Genomic DNA, 17456 nt, shown 5'->3' on the forward strand with positions numbered 1-17456 from the left:
CAACTAACCAGAAACTACTGCGTGATCAGTGCACGTCCTTCCAGTATTCGCGCTTGAGCAAGTAGGCGAACACGAAGAAGAAAGCCAGGTACAGCAACACGTAAGTACCGATGCGCTGGCTCTCCAGTTTGACCGGGTTGGCCGAATAGGCCAGGAAGGTCACCAGGTTCTTGACCTTCTCGTCGAACTGCTCGGGCGTCAGGGTACCGGATTTCGGCTCGATGGTCAGCTGGTCACACGCTTCATGGGTCAAAGGACTCCCGGTCAACGGGTCATACTGCTTCTTGCCCTTGACCACGCTCTGCACCTGTTTGCAGCCAATCACCTGATTGCCCTGCAGACCGACCAGCACGTTCGGCATGCCGACATTGGGGAAGACCTTGTTGTTGACCCCATAAGGGCGCGACTTGTCCTCGTAGAAGCTGCGCAGATACGAATACAGCCAATCGTTGCCGCGCACCCGCGCCACCAGGGTAAGGTCAGGTGGCGCCGCACCAAACCAGGTCTTGGCGTCACCTGGCTGCATGCCGATCTTCATGTGGTCGCCGATCTTGGCACCGGTGAACACCAGGTTTTCCAGCATCAGCTCATGCGGGATGCCCAGATCATCGGCAACGCGCTCGTAGCGCTGAAACTTGGCACTGTGACAACCCATGCAATAGTTGGCGAAGGTACGTGCACCGTCCTGCATGGCGGCCTTGTCGGCCAGATCGATATCGACCTTGTCCAGCTCCAGGCCGTGTTCCGCGGCAAAGGACAAGGCAGGCATCACTGCCAGGAACAATACTGCAATCAGCTTTTTCATCAGCCAGTCACCCTTTCCGGAACCGGTTTGGTCTTCTCGATCCTGGTGTAGAACGGCATCAGCAGGAAGTAGGCGAAGTACAGCACGGTGCAGACCTGCGACAGCAGGGTCCGCCCCGGCGTAGGCGCCAACACCCCCAGCACACCGAGAATCACGAAGGCCACGCAGAACACCAGCAGCCAGATCTTGCTCAGCCAGCCCTTGTAGCGCATGGAGCGTACCGGGCTGCGGTCGAGCCAGGGCAACACGAACAGCACAGCGATGGCGGCGCCCATGGCGATGACGCCGAACAGCTTGTCAGGGACCGCACGCAGGATCGCGTAGAACGGCGTGAAGTACCAGACCGGCGCAATATGCTCGGGCGTCTTGAACGCGTTCGCTTGCTCGAAGTTGGGTTTTTCCAGGAAGTAACCACCCATTTCCGGGAAGAAGAACACCACAGCGCAGAACACGAAGAGGAACACCACCACGCCGACAATGTCCTTGACGGTGTAATACGGGTGGAACGGAATACCGTCGAGGGGGATGCCGTTCTCGTCCTTTTTCTTCTTGATGTCGACGCCATCAGGGTTATTCGAACCGACTTCGTGCAAGGCCAGAATATGCAGCACGACCAGGCCCAGGATCACGATCGGCAAGGCGATCACGTGCAAGGCAAAGAAGCGGTTCAAGGTGATCCCGGAGATCAGGTAGTCACCGCGAATCCACTGGGTAAGGTCATCACCAATCAGCGGAATGGCGCCGAACAGCGAGATGATCACCTGGGCACCCCAATAAGACATCTGCCCCCAGGGCAACAGGTAGCCCATGAACGCCTCGGCCATCAGCGCCAGGTAGATCAGCATGCCGAACAGCCAGACCAGCTCCCGCGGCTTCTGGTACGAGCCATACATCAGTCCACGGAACATGTGCAGGTAGACCACGATGAAGAACGCTGAGGCGCCGGTCGAGTGCAGATAGCGCAGGATCCAGCCGTACTCGACGTCACGCATGATGTACTCGACCGAGGCAAACGCCTCCTCCGCCGAGGGGGTGAAGCTCATGGTCAGCCAGACACCGGTGACGATCTGGTTGACCAGCACCAGCAACGCCAGGGAGCCGAAGAAGTACAGGAAATTGAAATTCTTCGGCGCGTAATACTTGCTCAGGTGGTCTTCCCACATCTTGGTCGCCGGGAAGCGCGCATCAATCCACTCCATGAACTTGCTCATCATGCGTTCTCCTGATCGACGCCGATGACAATGATGTCGTCCGTCTCATATGAGTGCGGCGGCACTGGCAGGTTGAGAGGCGCCGGTTGCGACTTGTAGACACGGCCAGCGAGGTCGTAATGGGAGCCATGGCACGGGCAGAAATAGCCGCCTACCCACTTTGGACCAAGGTCGACGGGCGCCACTTCAGGACGGAACGTCGGCGAGCAACCCAGATGAGTGCAGAGGCCGACCAGGAGGAGGATTTCAGGCTTGATCGAACGTACTTGCGGGTCGACGTAAGTCGGCTGCACCGAAGCTTTTGATTCTGGATCGGAAAGCTCGCCGACGATTTTCTTGAGATTCCCGAGGATCTCTTCCGTTCGCCGCACGATGAAGACTGGTTGACCCCGCCACTCCGCCACCATCTGCTGGCCCGGCTCAACCTTGGCAATGTTGACCTTCACCGGTGCACCTGCGGCCTTCGCCTTGGCACTGGGAAACCATGACCCCACGAACGGTACCGCAGCCCCCACAGCCCCCGCTGCACCCACCACGGACGTGGCGGCTACGAGGAAGCGGCGCCGGCCTGCGTTGACGCCGTCATTACTCATTCAGTCCTCTCCCATCAGCTGCTATGGCCTGTTGAATCAGGCCTTTAATTAGTTAAGTCTGTGGCGTTGAAAAGTGGTCGCCATGGTAAGAAACAAATCCACACGCTGACAAGGTGATTACCCCCTGGCCGGGCTACAACCCTCGCTTTGCTTGATCTGCGTCTATATGGTGCCGCGTCACCGACATGCTGACAGGTTAGTTCAAGACATAAAAAAAGCCCGGTTCCAAGGAACCGGGCTTTTCTCGACTGCCGAAGCGAAATTAACGCTTGGAGTACTGAGGACGCTTACGTGCTTTACGCAGACCCACTTTCTTACGCTCAACTTCACGAGCGTCGCGGGTAACGAAGCCAGCGCGGCGCAGAGCCGGGCGCAGGGTTTCGTCGTAGGCCATCAGAGCGCGGGTGATACCGTGACGGATCGCACCGGCTTGACCGCTGACACCACCACCGGAAACGGTGACGTAGATGTCAAACTTGGCAACGTTCTCGGTCAGCTCGAGCGGCTGGCGAACAACCATGCGAGCGGTTTCGCGACCGAAGAAGGTGTCCAGAGGACGGTTGTTGATGGAGATGTTACCGGTACCCGGACGCAGGAAAACGCGAGCGGTTGCGGTCTTGCGACGGCCAGTGCCGTAATTTTGAGTCGCCGACATAATGAACTATCCCCTTAGATCTTCAGTTCTTGAGGCTGCTGAGCAGTGTGTGGGTGAGCTGCACCCGCGTACACTTTCAGCTTGCGGTACATGTCGCGACCCAGCGGGTTCTTAGGCAGCATGCCTTTGACCGCGGTCTCGATGACACGCTCAGGGGCTTTGGCGATCAGCTTGTCGAAGCTGATTTCCTTGATGCCACCTGGGAAGCCGGAGTGGGAGTAGTACATCTTGTCAGTAAACTTGGCACCAGTGACACGTACCTGCTCGGCGTTGATAACGACGATGTAGTCGCCGGTGTCAACGTGAGGGGTGTATTCAGCTTTGTGCTTGCCGCGCAGGCGCAGTGCGATTTCGGTAGCCAGACGACCCAGGGTCTGACCAGCGGCGTCGACGACGAACCAGTCGCGCTTTACTGTTTCTGGTTTAGCAGTAAAAGTTTTCATTATCTCTAAAGCCTCAGAGGCCGCCCAGCGAAAAATAGACGGCGAATCTTACTGGATAGTGCACAGCTTGACAAGCAAGCGCGCAGCCGGATACGGACGCTATTGGGGGCTCGGGTCGGGCACGTCCAATATTCGGCGGGGTTACTCTCGTAAAGCGGTGCATCACTTCCGCAGAACGGAGAGGGGCAGAATTATCCAGATTGCGGAAAAAATTTCAACCTGATTTGATGGGATTTATTTCCCCAAGGAGCGCCACCCGCATGGAACACCGCAAGCTAGGCCGTACCGACCTCCACGTCAGCGCCCTGTGCCTGGGCACGATGACCTGGGGTGAGCAGAACGATCAGGCCCAGGCCTTCGCCCAGATCGCCCGGGCCAAGGCCGGCGGAATCAACTTCATCGACACCGCCGAGATGTATCCGGTGCCGCCCCGCCCGGAAACCTACGCGGCCACCGAGCGCATCATCGGCAACTGGTTCAAGGCCAACGGCGATCGTGACGACTGGATCCTGGCGAGCAAAGTCGCCGGCCCCGGCAACGGCATCAGCCATATCCGCGACGGCCAGCTCAAGCACAACCGCCAGCACATCGTTGCTGCGCTGGATGAAAGCCTCAAGCGCCTGCAGACCGATCGCATCGACCTGTACCAGTTGCACTGGCCGGAGCGCAGCACCAACTTCTTCGGCAAGCTGGGCTATCAGCACCTGCCCCAGGACCACTTCACGCCCCTCGAAGAAACCCTGGAGGTGCTCGACGAGCAAGTGCGTGCCGGCAAGATCCGCCACATTGGCCTGTCCAACGAAACGCCCTGGGGCACGATGAAGTTCCTGCACCTGGCGGAAAGCCGCGGCTGGCCGCGGGCGGTGTCGATCCAGAACCCTTACAACCTGCTCAACCGCAGCTTCGAGGTCGGCCTGGCCGAGGTCGCGATCCGCGAACAATGCGGCCTGCTGGCCTACTCGCCACTGGCGTTCGGCATGCTCTCGGGCAAATACGAAAACGGCGCGCGCCCCGAAAACGGCCGCCTGACCCTGTTCAACCGGTTTGCCCGCTACTCCAACCCGCAGACGGTTGCCGCCTGCAGCCGCTATGTGCAGGTGGCGCGTGATCACGGCCTGGATCCGGCGCAGATGGCCCTGGCGTTCGTGACCCAGCAGCCATTCGTGACCAGCAATATCATCGGCGCGACCAGTCTCGAGCAGTTGGAGAGCAACCTGGCGAGCGCCGAGTTGCAGCTCAGCGATGAGCTGTTGGCAGCGATCGAGGCCGTGCACCAGGATCAGCCTAATCCGGCGCCTTGATCATTGCCTGAAGACTTGCGGGAGGGCGCATGTGCGCTCCCGCGAGCAAGACTCAAGCGGCGCCAATCCAGCGGGGTAGACACAATCGCCAAAAAATAAGACGATCCAGCCGGTGATTGACCACTCTACCCTATAAGAACAATGACAATGATGTTTACCCAACCCTCCGCTTCACTGCGGCGCGTCAGCATTCTGGCTGTCGACAACGTGTTCGCATCGACACTGATGCAGGCCAAGGATTTCTTCCACCTGGCCAGCCTGCGCTACGGCAAACAGCTGGGCCTGGGCCTGCAACCGATGTTCGAGATCTGCCTGGTGAGCCCTGACGGCCAGCCCGTGGACAGCTTCAGCAATGTGCAGGTGCCGGTCGACGGCGGCCTGGGCGACGCCGATGTGATCATCCTCCCAGCCTTCTGGGACGACTTCGACAATCTCAAGCAACACTACCCCCAGGTCCTGCCCTGGCTGCGTGAGCAGCATGCGCGTGGCGCTGTGCTCTGCGGTGAAGCCAGTGGCGTGTTCTGGTTGGCCGAAGCCGGCCTGCTCGATGGCAAGGAGGCGACCACCTACTGGCGCTTCTTCAGCAGCTTCGCCGAGCGCTTCCCCAATGTACGCCTGAATCAGGACAAGCACCTGACCGACGCCGACAACCTGTACTGCGCCGGCGGTACCACTTCGGCCTGCGACCTGTACATCTATCTGATCGAGCGCTTCTGCGGGGCCAACGTCGCCCGTACGGTTGCCCGCGACATCCTGTATGAGGTGCAGCGCAGCTATACCCCGGGGCGCATGGGTTTTGGCGGGCAGAAGCTGCACCAGGACCTGATCATCCTGCAGATCCAGCATTGGCTGGAAGAACACTTCGCCGACAAGTTTCGCTTTGAAGACGTGGCCCGCAATCACGGCATGAGCATCCGCAACTTCATGCGCCGCTTCCAGACCGCCACCGGTGACAAGCCCCTGCACTACCTGCAACGGCTGCGCATCGAGACGGCCAAGGGGCTGCTGTCGAGCACACGCAAGAGCATCAAGACCATCAGTTACGAGGTGGGTTACGACGATGCCAGCTTCTTCGCCCGCCTGTTCCGCCAGCACACCGAGCTGTCGCCGAACCAGTATCGCCAGCAGTTCATGCAGGAAGCCTGAAGGCTCTGAGATCCCTGCAGGAGCGGGCTTGCCCCGCGAAGAGGCCGGTCCAGCCACCGTGGTGTATGGCACCGGCTGTGCAGGTTTCGCGGGTCAAGTCGAACCGCCGCTCCTACAGGATTAGCGTGATGGCTACGGCTTGTGCGCGCGCGACAGGAACTCGTGCGACTGCATCTCCAGCAACCGGCTCAGGGTCCGCTGGAACTCGAAGCTCAGGCGCCCACCGGTATACAGGTCCTTGAGCTCGACTTCGGCCGAGATGATCAGCTTGACGTTACGGTCGTAAAACTCGTCGACCATATTGATGAAGCGCCGGGCGATATCATCGGTGGCCACGCCCATCTGCTCGACGTTGCTCAACAGCACCGCATGGAAGATCTTGCCCAGCTCGATGTAGTCGTTCTGGCTGCGTGGACCGTCGCACAGGGCGCGGAAGTCGAACCAGGCGACGTCGTCGCAGGTACGCAGTGCGTGGATCTCGCGGTTCTCGATCACCAGCACGTCGTTTTCGACAGCCTGGGTGCACTCCGGCGTCAGCGCCTTGAAGCTCTGGCGCAGGCTTTCGTGGGCGGCGGCGTCGAGCGGGAAGTGGAACAGTTCGGCCTGCTCCAGGTGGCGCAGACGATAGTCGACGCCGCTGTCGACGTTCACCACGTCGGTGAACTGCTTGATCATGGCGATTGCCGGGAGGAAACGCGCCCGCTGCAAGCCATCCTTGTACAAGCCGTCCGGAACGATGTTGGAGGTTGCCACCAGCGAGACGCCGTTCTTGAACAACTCTTCCATCAGCGTGCCGAGGATCATCGCGTCAGTGATGTCGGAGACGAAGAATTCATCAAAGCAGATCACCCGAGCTTCCTGGGAGAAGCGCTTGGCAATCACGGTCAGGGGGTTCTTTTCACCCTTGAGCGTGCGCATCTCTTCGTGCACGCGCTTCATGAAGCGGTGGAAGTGAGTACGCATCTTCTGCTGGAACGGCAACGCCTCGTAGAAGGTGTCGACCAGGTAGGTCTTGCCCCGGCCTACCCCGCCCCAGAAATACAGACCCTTGACCGGCGTCTGGTCTTTCTTGCCGAACAGTTTGCCGAACATGCCGGGCTTGTTGTTCTGCGCCGCGACCAGATCGTCGTACAGACGCTGCAAATGACGCACCGCTGTTTCCTGCGCCGCGTCATGGAAGAAATCGGGACGTTTCAGATCTGCTTGATATCGTTCTAAGGGCGTCATAATTCGTTAGCGAGGTAACAAAAGCGGGCCGTCACTGTAGCGACGGGCCCGCATAATGGCAATCAGACTTGCGGCGAAATGCCTCAGTCCTGTTGCGGTTGGAGTGCAGTACGCAGGGCCAGCACGGCGGCGTCACGGGCCTGGGCGTCGGCGAACTGCGGGCCGTCGGCAACCTGCTCGCCCTCCAGCCAGAGGGCGAAGCCCAAGCCGTCGACCCGTACGTCGGCCTCACCGCCCTGCTGCAGTTGCTTGCTCACCGCGCCGGCGCTCTTGCCGTCGGCGAAGCTGCGCGAGAGCAGCAACTGCTCGCCGTCGGCCGCCAGCAGGCGGAAGCGGAAGCTGCCGTCTTCATCGCGGAAGCTGACAAAGCGGGCGTTCTTGGCGGCCTTTTTCTTCACTTCACCGGTGCTTTGCACACTGCTGCGGAACGAGCGAAGACCGACCGCTTCGCGCAGTTGCTCAAGGAACGGCGTGGCACTTTTACGCGCCTTGGCGGCGCCGGCCAGAAGGATGTCCTCGAGATCGGCCGGGCGTGCGATCAACTGGTGATAGTGCTCGCGCGGCGCGGCCAGTTGGCTATCGAGCAAGTGGAACAGGCGCTGCTTGGCCTCACCCCAACCGATGCCCTGCAACAGCTCTTCACGGAACTCGGCCGCTTGCGCTGGGGTGGCGAAGGCCTGGAACAGGGTGAACAGGTGCGCGTTGTCGGGATCCTTGGCTTCGCCCGGTGCACGCGAATCGGTGACGATGCGCGAAATGGCGTCTTTCATGTCCTTGGCGCTGGAGAACAGCGGGATGGTGTTGTCGTAGCTCTTGGACATCTTGCGACCGTCCAGGCCTGGCAGGGTTGCCACGCTCTCTTCGATCACCGCTTCCGGCATGGCAAAGAAGTCCTTGCCCTGGCCGAACAGATGATTGAAGCGCTGGCCGATGTCGCGGGCCATTTCCACGTGCTGGATCTGGTCACGGCCAACCGGCACCTTGTGTGCATTGAACATGAGGATGTCGGCGGCCATCAGCACCGGGTAGCTGAACAGTCCCATGGTCACGCCGGCGTCCGGGTCTTCGCCGTTTTCCAGGTTCTTGTCCACCGAGGCCTTGTAGGCATGAGCGCGGTTGAGCAGGCCTTTGCCGGCAACGCAGGTCAGCAGCCAGGTCAGTTCGGGAATCTCGGGGATATCCGACTGACGATAGAACGTCACCTTGTCCGGATCGAGACCGCCGGCCAGCCAGGTGGCGGCGATTTCCAGGCGCGAACGCTGGATGCGCAGCGGGTCGTCGCACTTGATCAGCGCGTGATAGTCGGCCAGGAAGTAGAACGAGTCGGCACCGGGCTGCTGGCTGGCGAGGATGGCCGGGCGGATGGCGCCGGCGTAGTTGCCCAGGTGCGGGGTGCCGGTGGTGGTGATACCGGTAAGAATGCGCGTAGTCATGGGTAATCGCTTGATCAGGCTTGGCTCAGTTCGAGAGACGCGGCAGCACCAGATCTTTCAGATCGGTCAGCTTGCCATGGAAAAAGTGTCCGCATTCTGCCACTTTCAGCAGCTCATGGGGGCGCGACAGGCTGTCGGACCATTCGTATACCAACTGCGGATCGACCACTTCGTCGGCATCCGGCTGGATCACCGTAAGCGTGCAGCGCTGCGGCAGTGGGAAGTCATCATTGAGGCGCATGACAGCAGGGGCAACCATGAACAGCTGCTGCAGCGTCTCGCCCTGGGCCTCCAGGCGGCCGGCCAGGCTGGCGGCGACAAACCCACCGAACGAGAAGCCCATCAGCACCAGCGGCAGCTGCGGATGGTTCGCGCGCACCCAAGCGGCCACCGCTTCGGCGTCCTGCACTTCGCCCGCGCCCATGTCATGGCTGCCGGCGCTCTGGCCGACACCGCGGTAGTTGAAGCGTAACGTGCTGTAACCGGCATCGCGGGCGGTGCGCTGCAGGGTCGAAACCACCTTGTTGAGCATGGTGCCGCCCTGGACCGGATTGGGGTGGCAGATCAGCACGATGCCGCGCGCATCGGCGACGTCCAACTGCAGGGCTTCCAGTTGGCCGCAGGGGCCATCGATGAACAAAGGGGTTTCGCGGATAAGCAAGGTAGTACTCCGTGACCTCGGGTCCGTGACCTCGGGAAGGGTCGACTCGTCTAGCTGATGAATTCTGTTCTGATATATTTGCGATCGCTCGCGGTATACAGCGCAGGTCTGAGCCGTTAACGTAAAGCAAAGCCGTTTATAGAGGAAGGACTCGTGGAACTCTCGCTCCTTGTTTGGTTGTTGCCGACCCTGGCCCTGGTCGTCGGTGTAGTCGTCGGCTTCGTCGTGGCCCGCCTGCTGCCCAACGCTGCCCCGAGCAGCACCCAACGCCAGCTGGATGATATCCAGCAGCGTTTCGACAGTTATCAGAACGAAGTGGTCACCCACTTCAACAGCACGGCAGCCCTGGTCCAGCGACTGACCCAGAGCTACCAGGATGTCCAGGATCACCTGGCCGATGGCGCCAACCGCCTGGCCCTCGACGAACTGACCCGTCAGCGTCTGCTGGCCGCCTTGCACTCGGAAGCGGCGCAGGGTCCCCGTGACCGCCTGACCCCGCCGAAAGACACAGCCGAAGTGCCGCGTGACTACGCGCCCAAGACGCCCAACTCGCCGGGCATGCTCGACGAGAGCTACGGGCTCAAGCGCTGATCTGGATGTACTGAAAAAGGCCTCGTGAGAGGCCTTTTTTGGTTTTGCTGGCGGGGTCAGGGGCATTATTGCCGCGAGGCAGACCGCTGTGTATGGCACCGGCTGCGCCGGTGTTCGCGGGGCAAGCCCGCTCCTACAGGGGCTTGCCGTCCGCCTGGCTTGCCCCGCGAAGAGGCCGCCATTGTCACACCCAATCCCCGCACCTCAGGCTCGCAACGCCTGCCCAATATCCGCAATCAGATCGTCCACATCCTCCAGCCCCACCGACAACCGCACCAGCCCCTCAGAGATACCATGCTCCGCCCGCTCCTGCGGCGTATAGCTCGAATGCGTCATGCTCGCCGGATGCTGCGCCAGCGACTCGGCATCCCCCAGGCTCACTGCCCGGCTGAACAGCTGCAGAGCATTCATGAAACGCCTGCCGGCCTCTATACCGCCCTTGAGCTCAAACGCAATCATGCCGCCCGGCAAACGCATCTGCCGCTGCGCCAATGTGTACTGACGGAAGCTAGGCAGTCCAGGGTAGTGCAACAGCTCGACCTCAGCCTGCTCATCCAGGAATGCCGCCACCTGCGCGGCATTGGCGCAATGCCGATCCATGCGCAGGGCCAGCGTCTTGATCCCACGCATCAACAATGAGGCATCGTGCGGCGACAGCACGGCGCCAGTCATGTCCTTCAGCCCTACCAGGCGTATCCGATCAACCAACGCCTTGCGACCGACCACCAGGCCCGCCGTGATGTCGCCATGGCCACTGAGGTACTTGGTCGCCGAATGCACCACCAGGTCCGCGCCTATCTCCAGTGGCCGCTGCAAATAGGGCGTACAGAAAGTGTTGTCGACCACCACCAGGATCGCCTGCTCGCGGGCAACGCTTACCACCGCAGCGATATCGACCAGTTGCAGGGTGGGGTTGGCCGGTGATTCGAAGTAGATCATCCGCGTCTTCGGCGTGATCGCAGCGCGCAGGGCCTGCACATCGTTGAGGTCGACATGCTGGACCTTGATGCCGAACTCGCCGATGCCGTGGTGCAGGAAAGCAAAGGTACAGCCATACAGCGTGCGCCCGACAATCAGCTCGTCGCCGGGGCGCAGCAGGGTCCACAAGGTTGATGTGATGGCGCCCATCCCCGACGCCAGCGCAAGACCGGCCTCCCCGCCCTCCAGCGAGGCCATGCGCTGCTCCAGCAGGGCCAGGGTCGGGTTGGAAATACGGCTGTAGAAGTGCCCCTGCTCTTCCCCGGCAAAGCATGCAGCACCGTACTCAACGGAAGGAAACGCATAAGTCGCCGTCTGGTAAACCGGTGGCACCAAGGCGCCGCCGTGAGACTGCGGGTCGTAACCGTGGTGGATCGCCCGCGTGGAAAACCCTGAATTATTGTCGCAGTCGCGCATGGCAACAGCCTCGTGTGGTTTGTAATAAGCTTATGCCAATGACCACCGGGGATTTTTCCAAAGTAGCCCACGCAAGCGGGTGACTCTTGGAACAAAAACAATAATTACCGACTCAGGAGGGCAAAACATGCCTTCAGGCCTCGACCGCACCGACCGCGCCCTGCTCGCAGCCTTGCAGGACAACGCCCGCCTCACCGTATCCGAGCTCGCCGACCAGGTTGCGCTGACCACCTCGCCCTGCTGGCGGCGGGTCAAGTTGCTTGAGGACAACGGCTACATCACCGGCTATCAGGCCATCCTCTCCCCCAAGTCACTAGGGTTTGGCGTGACCGCATTTGTCAGCATCATGATGGATTCGCACACCAAGGAGATGGCCCTGGCGTTCGAGAAACGGCTGTTGGAAATTCCCGAGATCGTGGTGTGCCACAACATTTCCGGGCGATATGACTTCTTGCTGGAGATTCTGGCGAGGGACTTGGAATCGTTTGGGGAATTTACCCGCGAGGTGTTGCAGCGGTTGCCCGGGGTGAAGGAGATCTACTCGAGTTTTTCGTACAAGGCGGTGAAGGAACGGCGGGTGATTCCGGTGTCGGAAAAGCACATATGAGGCCTTGGTGGACACTCGGTCCTGTTCGCGGGGCAAGCCCGCTCCTACAGGTTATGCGCGGCTTTCAAGACTGGCGCTGTACCTGCCGAAGGTAGCGCAAAACCTGTAGGAGCAGGCTTGCCCCGCGAAGAGGCAGGTATTGCCACTACCTACCCCTTGGTCGCGCGCACAAAAAACCCCGCCGAAGCGGGGTTTATCAGGCAACACCAGCGCTTAGATCGCGCCGCGCTTGCGCAGCAGATCCAGCACTTGCTTGACGCCTTCTTCTACACCGGTGCTCTGGGTATCGATCACCAGGTCGGCATCCAGCGGCACATCGAACGGGAAGCTTTCACCCGGGATGTTGTCGCCGCCGGCGGCATACAAGCCCTGCGGATCACGCTCACGGCAGGCAATCGGCGATGCCTGGACGTAAACGGTCAGCAGACGCTCCTTGCCAATCAGTGCCTTGGCCTGTTCGCGGCCTTCGGCATCCGGAGCAACAAAGGCAGCCAGGGTCAGCAGGCCGGCTTCGTTGAACTGGCGCGCCACGTGGGCGGCACGACGCCAGTTCTCGGTGCGACCGGCGCGGTCCTGCGGCAGACCCTTGTTCAGGTCATGACGCAGGTTCTGGCCGTCGAGCACGTAGACCGCACGGCCCATGTCGAACAACTTGCGTTCCACGGCATAGGCCAAGGTGCTCTTGCCCGCGCCGGAGAGGCCGCTGAACAGTACGGTAGCTGGCTGCTGGCCGAAGCGCAGTGCACGCTCTTCAGTAGCAACGTGGGCCTGCTTGCCATGGTGGCCGGTGCTGCCATGCGGCAGAACAGGCTGGGCGATGATCATGCCGGCGCCGACGGTGCCGTTGGTCAGGCGGTCGATGACGATGAATGCACCGGTGGTGCGGTTGCTCTCGTAACCATCCAGAGCGATAGCGCTGTCGAGGCTGACCTTGACCTGGCCGATCTCGTTCAGCTGCAGCGCGCTGGCAGTGCCTTTCTCGAGGGTGTTCACATCGACCTTGTGGGTGATGCTGGCTATCGAGCCCGGCACGTAGCTGGTAGCGCGCTTGATGTCGTATTTCTTGCCCGGGAGCATTGGCTCCTCAGCCATCCACACGAGCATGGCATCGAACTGGTCGGTCACCGGCGGGACGTTGTCGGCATGTACCAACAGGTCGCCACGGGAGATATCGATCTCGTCTTCCATGGTCAGGGTAACGGCTTCGCCTGGGCCGGCTTTTTCCAGCTCACCTTCATAGGTGACGATGGACTTGACCCGGCTGCTCTTGCCCGACGGCAGCACGACGATTTCATCGCCCTTGTGCACAACGCCGCTGGCGAGGGTACCGGCGAAGCCGCGGAAGTTCAGGTTCGGGCGGTTGACGTACTGCACCGGGAAACGCAGGTCGGTGAAGTTGCGATCGGCGGCGACTTCGACGGTCTCGAGGATTTCCATCAAGGTCTGGCCGCTGTACCACGGCGAACGCTCGCTGCGGTTGACCACGTTGTCACCCTTGAGCGCCGACATCGGCACGAAGTGCAGGCTGCTCGGGGTCAGGTTGATGGCATCGGCAAACTGCAGATAGTCAGCCTTGATCGACTCGAACAGCTGCTCGTCAAAGCCTTTGAGGTCCATCTTGTTGATCGCGACGACGATGTGCTTGATGCCCAGCAGCGAGGCGATGTAGCTGTGCCGACGGGTCTGGGTCTGCACGCCGTAGCGGGCATCGACGAGGATGATCGCCAGGTCGCAGGTCGAGGCGCCGGTAGCCATGTTGCGGGTGTACTGCTCATGGCCCGGGGTGTCGGCGATGATGAACTTGCGCTTGGCGGTGGAGAAGTAGCGATAGGCGACATCAATGGTGATGCCCTGCTCGCGCTCGGCCTGCAGGCCGTCGACCAGCAGCGCCAGGTCGACTTCTTCGCCGGTGGTGCCGGATTTTTTCGAGTCGCGGGTGATCGCTTCGAGGTGGTCCTCGTAGATCATCTTGGAGTCGTGCAGCAGGCGCCCGATCAGGGTGCTCTTGCCGTCATCCACGTTGCCACAGGTGAGGAAACGCAGCAGTTCTTTGCGCTCGTGCTGAGCCAGATAAGCGACGATGTCTTCGCTGATCAAATCGGATTGGTGCGACATGGAGTAACCCTGAAAATTAGAAGTAGCCCTGACGTTTTTTGTCTTCCATGGAGCCGGCGCCATCGTGGTCGATGACACGGCCCTGGCGCTCGGAAGTGCGCGTCAGGAGCATTTCCTGAATGATATCGGTCAGGCTCTCGGCCTCCGATTCCACCGCGCCCGTCAACGGGTAGCAGCCGAGGGTACGGAAACGCACCTTCTTCTTGACGATGCGGGCTTTCTCTTCGTCGCTGAGGTGCTCGAGGATGCGCTCGTCGTCGATCATGATCAGGGTGCCGTTCTTCTCGATGACTTCACGCTCGGCAGCGAAGTACAGCGGCACGATCGGGATGCCTTCGAGGTAGATGTACTGCCAGATGTCCAGCTCGGTCCAGTTCGACAGCGGGAAGACCCGGATCGACTCGCCCTTGTTGACCTTGCCGTTGTACACGTTCCACAGCTCAGGGCGCTGGTTTTTCGGGTCCCAGCGGTGCTTGCTGTCACGGAACGAGTACACTCGTTCCTTCGCCCGGGACTTCTCTTCGTCACGGCGAGCACCACCGAAGGCGGCGTCGAAGCCGTGCTTGTCCAGCGCCTGCTTGAGGCCCTGGGTCTTCATGATGTCGGTGTGCTTGGAGCTGCCATGGGTGAACGGGTTGATGCCCTGCGCCACCCCTTCAGGGTTGACGTGGGTGATCAACTCCAGGCCCATTTCCTCGACCATCTTGTCGCGGAAGCTGTACATCTCCTGGAATTTCCACTGGGTGTCGACGTGCATCACCGGGAACGGCAGTTTGCCCGGGAAGAAGGCCTTGCGCGCCAGGTGCAGCATCACGGCGGAATCCTTGCCGATCGAGTACAGCATCACCGGGTTATCGAACTCGGCGGCCACCTCGCGGATGATGTGGATGCTTTCCGCCTCCAGCTGTTTCAAGTGCGTCAGTTTGTCGACCATGGCTACTCACGTAAAACGATCTTATGGACGGCCAGCGGGCCGTGTTCGAGCGAGCCACTCTATCACAGCGACTGCTTCTATTTAGGAGGGTGGCTAGATCGAAACGGTCTAACCATATGACTGAGGGTTTGGGCTGGTTGAGGCCGCTGGGCGGCCCCACCACACCGATCAGATCGGATTCGGGCAATCGATGAACAGGTGCTCCACGGCAAACCGCCGCGCCAGGTAATCGCCCAATGCCTGCACACCATAGCGCTCGGTCGCATGGTGCCCGGCGGCGATGAAGCTGATGCCGTTTTCCCGCGCGCTGTGGAAGGTCTGTTCGGATGCCTCGCCACTGATGAACAGGTCGACCCCAGCGGCAATCGCCGTGTCGATGTAGCCCTGACCGCCGCCAGTGCACCAACCGATACGCCGCACCAGTTGCTCACCTTCAACCAACAGCGGCTCGCGGCCCAAGGCGTCTTGCACGCGACGGGCAAAATCACGCGCCGACATGGCTTCATCAAGGGAGCCGACCATGCCGACTACCTTTGGGTTGTTCGGGTCCAGTGGGCCCTCGACGGTAATCCCCAGCTGATGCGCCAACTGCACGTTGTTACCAACTTCCGGGTGCACATCCAGCGGCAAATGGAACGCCAGCAAGCTGATATCGTGCTTGAGCAAGGTCTTCAAACGACGCTGCTTGATGCCGGTGATGCACGGGTTCTCACCTTTCCAGAAGTAGCCGTGGTGCACCAGCACGAGGTCAGCCTCGGCTTCGACGGCGGCGTCGAGCAGCGCCTGACTGGCGGTGACGCCTGTGACGATGCGGCTGACGTGGGGGCGCCCTTCGACCTGCAGGCCATTGGGGCAGTAATCCTGGATCTTGGCGCTGGACAGATAGCGCTCGGCTTCCTCGACCAGGGTGCTGAGGGCGACGGCCATGGAAAATCTCCTCGAAATCTGCACGTTCGGCGGGCTCAACGCCCGTATAATGGCGGCCATTATGGGCCGTCGCCGGCTTCGGGGAAACCGGCGGCAGTCGCCTGGGGGACAGCCAGTCCAGCCGTCGCCGATCGTCCTGTTCCGGTGTATGATCGCGCGCGCTTGCGTCCCGGGCCGCTCTGCAACGGCCCTTGCCCTACTCCCAGGATTCATTCGATGCTCAAGGTTCTGCGTTACTTTGGCTGGCCACTGCTTACCGGCACGCTGATTGCCCTGCTGGTCATCCAGCGCTTCCCCGAGTGGGTCGGCCTGCCCAGCCAGGACGTCAACCTGCAACAGGCCCCACAGACCACGCAGATCATGCAGGGCCCGGTGTCCTATGCCGATGCCGTGACCCTCGCTGCGCCAGCGGTGGTCAACCTGTACACCACCAAGGTGGTGAACAAGAGCGCTCACCCGCTATTCGAAGACCCGCAGTTCCGCCGTTTTTTCGGCGACAACCTGCCCAAGCAGCGCCGCTGGGAGTCGAGCCTGGGCTCGGCGGTAATCATGAGCCCGGAAGGTTACCTGCTGACCAACAACCACGTCACCAGCGGCGCCGACCAGATCGTGGTGGCCCTCAAGGATGGCCGCGAGACCCTCGCACGGGTGATCGGCAGCGACCCGGAAACGGACCTCGCGGTGCTCAAGATCGACCTCAAGAGCCTGCCGGCGATCACCATCGGCCGCTCTGACAACATTCATATCGGCGATGTCTCGCTGGCCATCGGCAACCCGTTCGGGGTTGGCCAGACGGTGACCATGGGGATCATCAGTGCCACCGGCCGTAACCAGCTGGGCCTGAACAACTACGAAGACTTCATCCAGACCGATGCCGCGATCAATCCCGGCAACTCGGGTGGCGCGCTGGTCGATGCCAACGGCAATCTGGTCGGCATCAACACGGCGATCTTCTCCAAGTCCGGTGGCTCGCAAGGCATCGGTTTCGCCATCCCGGTCAAGCTGGCACTGGAGGTGATGAAGTCGATCATCGAGCATGGCCAGGTGATCCGCGGCTGGCTGGGCATCGAAGTGCAGCCACTGAGCGAAGAGCTGGCAGAGTCGTTTGGCCTGGAGGGACGTCCCGGAATCGTTGTAGCAGGGATCTTCCGTGATGGCCCGGCGCAGCGTGCCGGGTTGCAGCTGGGTGACGTGATCCTCAGCATCAACGGCGAGCCGGCCGGTGATGGCCGCAAGTCGATGAACCAGGTGGCGCGGATCAAGCCGACCGACAAGGTGGCCATCGAGGTCATGCGCAACGGGCAGCAGCTGAAGCTGATTGCCGAGGTAGGGCTGCGGCCGCCACCGGCGCCGGTGGCCAAGACCGAAGAGAAGTGATGTGAGGTATGGGGCCGCTAAGCGGCCCCAGTTGC

General features: G+C 61.1%; 17 protein-coding genes. 5 read left to right on the forward strand and 12 right to left on the reverse strand.

What is annotated here, in order from left to right; all coding sequences use genetic code 11:
- Positions 1 to 25: 25 nt before the first annotated feature.
- The 5 genes from J3B00_RS24455 to rplM form a co-directional block, all read right to left on the reverse strand.
- Positions 26 to 805, reverse strand: coding sequence for a cytochrome c1 (locus J3B00_RS24455; protein ID WP_209873336.1), 780 nt, complete (start codon positions 803 to 805; stop codon positions 26 to 28).
- Positions 805 to 2016 carry a cytochrome bc complex cytochrome b subunit gene (locus J3B00_RS24460; protein WP_209875147.1) on the reverse strand — a complete coding sequence of 404 codons (1212 nt, stop codon included), beginning with the start codon at positions 2014 to 2016 and terminating at the stop codon, positions 805 to 807. Before J3B00_RS24460 ends, J3B00_RS24455 begins: the two co-directional genes overlap by 1 nt.
- Complete coding sequence (petA, locus tag J3B00_RS24465) at positions 2016 to 2609, reverse strand: ubiquinol-cytochrome c reductase iron-sulfur subunit (protein WP_209873340.1); 594 nt, start codon at positions 2607 to 2609, stop codon at positions 2016 to 2018. Before petA ends, J3B00_RS24460 begins: the two co-directional genes overlap by 1 nt.
- A gap of 262 nt (positions 2610 to 2871) precedes the next feature.
- Complete coding sequence (gene rpsI / locus J3B00_RS24470; protein ID WP_119138553.1) at positions 2872 to 3264, reverse strand: 30S ribosomal protein S9; 393 nt, start codon at positions 3262 to 3264, stop codon at positions 2872 to 2874.
- Positions 3265 to 3278: 14 nt separating this feature from the next.
- The gene (gene rplM, locus J3B00_RS24475) at positions 3279 to 3707 is read right to left on the reverse strand and encodes a 50S ribosomal protein L13 (protein WP_209873343.1); all 429 of its coding nucleotides are present in this window, start codon (positions 3705 to 3707) and stop codon (positions 3279 to 3281) included.
- Positions 3708 to 3967: 260 nt separating this feature from the next.
- Here rplM and J3B00_RS24480 point away from each other — a divergent pair, with 260 nt between their 5' ends.
- On the forward strand, positions 3968 to 5008 hold the full coding sequence (locus tag J3B00_RS24480) for an NADP(H)-dependent aldo-keto reductase (protein ID WP_209873357.1): 1041 nt from the start codon (positions 3968 to 3970) through the stop codon (positions 5006 to 5008).
- A gap of 249 nt (positions 5009 to 5257) precedes the next feature.
- Positions 5258 to 6154 carry a GlxA family transcriptional regulator gene (locus J3B00_RS24485; protein ID WP_209875149.1) on the forward strand — a complete coding sequence of 299 codons (897 nt, stop codon included), beginning with the start codon at positions 5258 to 5260 and terminating at the stop codon, positions 6152 to 6154.
- 132 nt (positions 6155 to 6286) lie between these two features.
- Here J3B00_RS24485 and zapE read toward each other — a convergent pair whose 3' ends face one another.
- From zapE to J3B00_RS24500, 3 genes are all read right to left on the reverse strand, one after another.
- Entirely contained in the window at positions 6287 to 7381 is a 1095-nt protein-coding gene (gene zapE, locus J3B00_RS24490; protein ID WP_209873362.1) for a cell division protein ZapE, read from the reverse strand.
- Positions 7382 to 7464: 83 nt separating this feature from the next.
- Entirely contained in the window at positions 7465 to 8814 is a 1350-nt protein-coding gene (locus tag J3B00_RS24495) for a tryptophan--tRNA ligase (protein WP_209873365.1), read from the reverse strand.
- A gap of 25 nt (positions 8815 to 8839) precedes the next feature.
- Complete coding sequence (locus J3B00_RS24500) at positions 8840 to 9475, reverse strand: alpha/beta fold hydrolase (RefSeq protein WP_209873368.1); 636 nt, start codon at positions 9473 to 9475, stop codon at positions 8840 to 8842.
- A gap of 153 nt (positions 9476 to 9628) precedes the next feature.
- Here J3B00_RS24500 and J3B00_RS24505 point away from each other — a divergent pair, with 153 nt between their 5' ends.
- The gene (locus tag J3B00_RS24505; protein WP_209873371.1) at positions 9629 to 10066 is read left to right on the forward strand and encodes a DUF1043 family protein; all 438 of its coding nucleotides are present in this window, start codon (positions 9629 to 9631) and stop codon (positions 10064 to 10066) included.
- A 204-nt stretch (positions 10067 to 10270) separates the two neighbouring features.
- On the opposite strand, the gene J3B00_RS24510 is transcribed toward J3B00_RS24505, so the two are convergent.
- Positions 10271 to 11461, reverse strand: a complete 1191-nt coding sequence (locus J3B00_RS24510) for a methionine gamma-lyase (protein WP_209873374.1) — start codon at positions 11459 to 11461, stop codon at positions 10271 to 10273.
- Between the two features lie 127 nt (positions 11462 to 11588).
- Between J3B00_RS24510 and J3B00_RS24515 the strand changes: the two genes are divergently transcribed.
- On the forward strand, positions 11589 to 12068 hold the full coding sequence (locus J3B00_RS24515; protein WP_209873377.1) for an Lrp/AsnC family transcriptional regulator: 480 nt from the start codon (positions 11589 to 11591) through the stop codon (positions 12066 to 12068).
- Positions 12069 to 12281: 213 nt separating this feature from the next.
- On the opposite strand, the gene cysN is transcribed toward J3B00_RS24515, so the two are convergent.
- The 3 genes from cysN to J3B00_RS24530 form a co-directional block, all read right to left on the reverse strand.
- A complete protein-coding gene (gene cysN, locus J3B00_RS24520; RefSeq protein ID WP_209873380.1) occupies positions 12282 to 14183 on the reverse strand; it encodes a sulfate adenylyltransferase subunit CysN in 1902 nt (633 codons plus the stop codon).
- Positions 14184 to 14199: 16 nt separating this feature from the next.
- The gene (gene cysD / locus J3B00_RS24525) at positions 14200 to 15117 is read right to left on the reverse strand and encodes a sulfate adenylyltransferase subunit CysD (protein ID WP_209873385.1); all 918 of its coding nucleotides are present in this window, start codon (positions 15115 to 15117) and stop codon (positions 14200 to 14202) included.
- Between the two features lie 168 nt (positions 15118 to 15285).
- Positions 15286 to 16044, reverse strand: coding sequence for a Nif3-like dinuclear metal center hexameric protein (locus J3B00_RS24530; RefSeq protein WP_209873400.1), 759 nt, complete (start codon positions 16042 to 16044; stop codon positions 15286 to 15288).
- 216 nt (positions 16045 to 16260) lie between these two features.
- Between J3B00_RS24530 and algW the strand changes: the two genes are divergently transcribed.
- Positions 16261 to 17421, forward strand: a complete 1161-nt coding sequence (gene algW / locus J3B00_RS24535; protein WP_209873403.1) for a Do family serine endopeptidase AlgW — start codon at positions 16261 to 16263, stop codon at positions 17419 to 17421.
- The last annotated feature ends 35 nt before the right edge of the window (positions 17422 to 17456 follow it).

It is taken from the genome of Pseudomonas sp. BP8 (assembly GCF_017875955.1).
Classification (GTDB): Bacteria; Pseudomonadota; Gammaproteobacteria; order Pseudomonadales; family Pseudomonadaceae; genus Aquipseudomonas.

Excerpts from the sequence above, each read along its gene's own strand:
- J3B00_RS24455 (WP_209873336.1), bottom strand. The coding sequence starts at position 805 with ATGAAAAAGCTGATTGCAGTATTGTTCCTGGCAGTGATGCCTGCCTTG.
- J3B00_RS24460 (WP_209875147.1), bottom strand. The coding sequence starts at position 2,016 with ATGAGCAAGTTCATGGAGTGGATTGATGCGCGCTTCCCGGCGACCAAG.
- petA (WP_209873340.1), bottom strand. The coding sequence starts at position 2,609 with ATGAGTAATGACGGCGTCAACGCAGGCCGGCGCCGCTTCCTCGTAGCC.
- rpsI (WP_119138553.1), bottom strand. The coding sequence starts at position 3,264 with ATGTCGGCGACTCAAAATTACGGCACTGGCCGTCGCAAGACCGCAACC.
- rplM (WP_209873343.1), bottom strand. The coding sequence starts at position 3,707 with ATGAAAACTTTTACTGCTAAACCAGAAACAGTAAAGCGCGACTGGTTC.
- J3B00_RS24480 (WP_209873357.1), top strand. The coding sequence starts at position 3,968 with ATGGAACACCGCAAGCTAGGCCGTACCGACCTCCACGTCAGCGCCCTG.
- zapE (WP_209873362.1), bottom strand. The coding sequence starts at position 7,381 with ATGACGCCCTTAGAACGATATCAAGCAGATCTGAAACGTCCCGATTTC.
- J3B00_RS24495 (WP_209873365.1), bottom strand. The coding sequence starts at position 8,814 with ATGACTACGCGCATTCTTACCGGTATCACCACCACCGGCACCCCGCAC.
- J3B00_RS24510 (WP_209873374.1), bottom strand. The coding sequence starts at position 11,461 with ATGCGCGACTGCGACAATAATTCAGGGTTTTCCACGCGGGCGATCCAC.
- J3B00_RS24515 (WP_209873377.1), top strand. The coding sequence starts at position 11,589 with ATGCCTTCAGGCCTCGACCGCACCGACCGCGCCCTGCTCGCAGCCTTG.
- cysN (WP_209873380.1), bottom strand. The coding sequence starts at position 14,183 with ATGTCGCACCAATCCGATTTGATCAGCGAAGACATCGTCGCTTATCTG.
- cysD (WP_209873385.1), bottom strand. The coding sequence starts at position 15,117 with ATGGTCGACAAACTGACGCACTTGAAACAGCTGGAGGCGGAAAGCATC.
- J3B00_RS24530 (WP_209873400.1), bottom strand. The coding sequence starts at position 16,044 with ATGGCCGTCGCCCTCAGCACCCTGGTCGAGGAAGCCGAGCGCTATCTG.
- algW (WP_209873403.1), top strand. The coding sequence starts at position 16,261 with ATGCTCAAGGTTCTGCGTTACTTTGGCTGGCCACTGCTTACCGGCACG.